The sequence below is a fragment of the Streptomyces sp. NPDC052040 genome (assembly GCF_044548405.1).
Classification (GTDB): domain Bacteria; phylum Actinomycetota; class Actinomycetes; order Streptomycetales; family Streptomycetaceae; genus Streptomyces.
Genome location: NZ_JBIUBV010000035.1, coordinates 1 through 2,667, shown reverse-complemented (window position 1 = coordinate 2,667; position 2,667 = coordinate 1). Strand labels below are relative to the sequence as shown.

General features: G+C 70.1%; 2 protein-coding genes. Both read left to right on the top strand.

What is annotated here, in order from left to right; genetic code table 11:
- On the top strand, positions 1-1,116 hold a 1,116-nt coding region (locus tag ACIHAA_RS31860; protein WP_399823312.1), incomplete at its 5' end, for an AMP-binding protein.
- Positions 1,113-2,667 (top strand): condensation domain-containing protein (locus ACIHAA_RS31855; RefSeq protein ID WP_399823310.1); only part of this gene is annotated, 1,555 nt, incomplete at its 3' end. The genes ACIHAA_RS31860 and ACIHAA_RS31855, both read left to right, overlap by 4 nt.

Below are 2,667 nucleotides of genomic sequence, written 5' to 3'. Positions count from 1 at the left end.
CATTTCGTGCCGAGCATGCTGAGCCTGTTCTGCGACGAGATCACCGAGGACCGCCGCCGGGGGCTGTCGGGCCTGCGGTATGTGATCTCCAGCGGTGAAGCACTCCGCCCCGACCTCGTCGGCAAGTTCTACGACCGGATCGGCCCGACGGGCGCCAGACTGTTCAACCAGTGGGGTGCCACCGAGGTCTCCATCGACTCCACCGCCCATGAGTGCACCCCGGACGACCGCTGGGCCGCCGATGTCCCGCTGGGCGGCGCCATCGCCAACAACCAGGTCCTGGTGCTCGACGAGCACCTCAACCCGGTCCCGGTCGGCGTCCCCGGTGATCTGTATCTGGGCGGGGCGGGACTGGCCCGCGGCTACCTGGGTGATGCCCGCAAGACCGCCGGGGCGTTCATCCCGCACCCCTATGTGCCGGGGGAGCGGCTCTACCGGACCGGTGACCGTGGTGTGTGGCGGGCGAACGGGACGCTGACGTTCCTGGGCCGGGCGGACAGCCAGGTCAAGATCCGCGGTATCCGGATCGAGCCCGCGGAGATCGAGCACACCCTGCGCCGCTTCCCCGGCATCCGCGACGCCGTGGTGGTCAAGTGGGAGCCCGCACCCGGCGACCAGCGCCTGGCCGCCTACATCACCGTCGGCGACGAGGCCGCGGGCGAGAACCTCCTCACGGAGCTGAACGCCCATCTGGCCGACCAGTTGCCGATCTACATGATCCCGTCCAGCATCACGGTGCTCGACCGGATCCCGGTCAACGCCAACGGCAAGACCGACTACCGGGCCCTGCCGGAACCGCAGTTCACGGCGGTCGAGTCCACCGCCCGGCCGCGCAGCGAGGCCGAGGAACTGGTCGCCGGAATCTGGTCCGAGGTGCTGGGCCGCGAAGACCTGGACATCGGCGCCAACTTCTTCACCCTCGGCGGTCACTCCCTGCTGGCCACCCGGATCATCTCCCGGCTGCGCCACGCCCTGTCCGCGGAGATCCCCCTCTCTGTGATCTTCGACAACCCCACCATCCAGACCATGGCCATCGCCGTCGAGAACATCCTGCTCGACGCGGTCACCACCGCGGACGTCGCACGGGAGATCGTCGACGAGAGGAACCCCTCATGACCACGAGCCACCTCCCGGACACGGACACATCGGCGGCGCGGCTCGCACTGGTCCGCAATCTGATCCAGAACGCCCGCAACCGCCGGCCGGACGCCCCCGGGACCGCATCGATCCCGGTGGCCGACCGCGACGAGCACGTCCCGTCGTACTCCCAGGAGCGGATGTGGCTGCTGGAGCAGATGATGCCGGGGTATAACACCTCGACCGTCATCCGGCTCCGCGGCCCGCTCGACACCGGCATCCTGGGCCGGGCCCTCGCCCTGGTCGCCGAGCGGCACCAGGTCCTCAGGACCGTCTTCGAGGAGCGTGACGGCGCACCGGCCCCGCGCGTCCTGCCCGCCGCGCCGGTGGCGGTCGCGGTGCACACGCCGACCGGGACGAGCGAGGCCGCACGCTACGAGTCGGCTCTCGAGATCGCCCGTGGACTGATGCGGGAACCGTTCGACCTCGCCACCGGGCCGGTGTTCCGGATCGCCGCGGTCCAGCTGTCCCACGAGGACGCACTGCTGGTCCTGGTGCTCCACCACATCGCCGTCGACGGCTCCTCCATGCGCGTCCTGTGGTCGGAGCTGTCCCGGGCCTACGAGGCACTGGCCACCGGACGCGCCTTCGAAGCGACGGCACTGCCGATCCAGTACGCGGACTACGCCGCCTGGAGCCGCAGACACCAGACACCGCAGGCGCTGCGCGGGCAACTGGACTACTGGCGCGACCGTCTCGACGGGGCGAGCGCCACCGAGCTGCCCACCGACCGCCCGCGTCCTGCCGTCCGCTCCGGCAACGGCGCCCAGGTCTCATTCGCCCTGGACGCCGAACTGGGCGCGGCGGTCAATGAGTTCTCCCGGCGGCACCAGGCCACTCCGTTCATGACGCTGATCGCGGCTTTCAGCGCGGTCGTCGCCCGGCACGCCGCCTCCGCCGATGTCACCGTAGGCACCCCCATCGCCGGACGCGTCCGGCCCGAACTCGAGGAGCTGATCGGCTACTTCGTCAACACCCTCCTCGTCCGCACCGAGCTGACCGACGACCCGTCGTTCACCGAGCTGATCGCGCGGACCCGGACACACATGCTCGCCGCCTACGAGAATCAGGAACTGCCCTTCGAGGCGCTCCTGGAGGAACTGAGGCCCGAGCGCGACCCCAGCCGCAACCCGCTCTTCCAGATCCTGTTCGCCCTCGGCGACGAGGAGACCGACGACCTGGTCCTCCCCGGCCTGGAGAGCGAACGGATCGACCTGGTCGACGGAAAGTCGCGGTTCGACCTGAACGTGGCCCTGACCCGGCACGGCGACACCTTCACCGGTGTCGCGTACTACGAGTCGGACCTGTTCGACCGGGACACCATGACCCGGCTGATGCGGCACTTCACCGCCTTCCTGCGCAACGCGCTGGCCGACCCCGCCCGGCCCCTCTCCACCGTCGCCCTGACCGACCCGGCCGAACGCGCACACCTGATCTCCTCGGGTGTGGGTGAGGAGGTGGTGTTCGGGGGTGGTCTGCTGCCGGAGCTGGTGGATGCGGTGGCGGTGGATGCCGGTGAGGTGCCTGCGG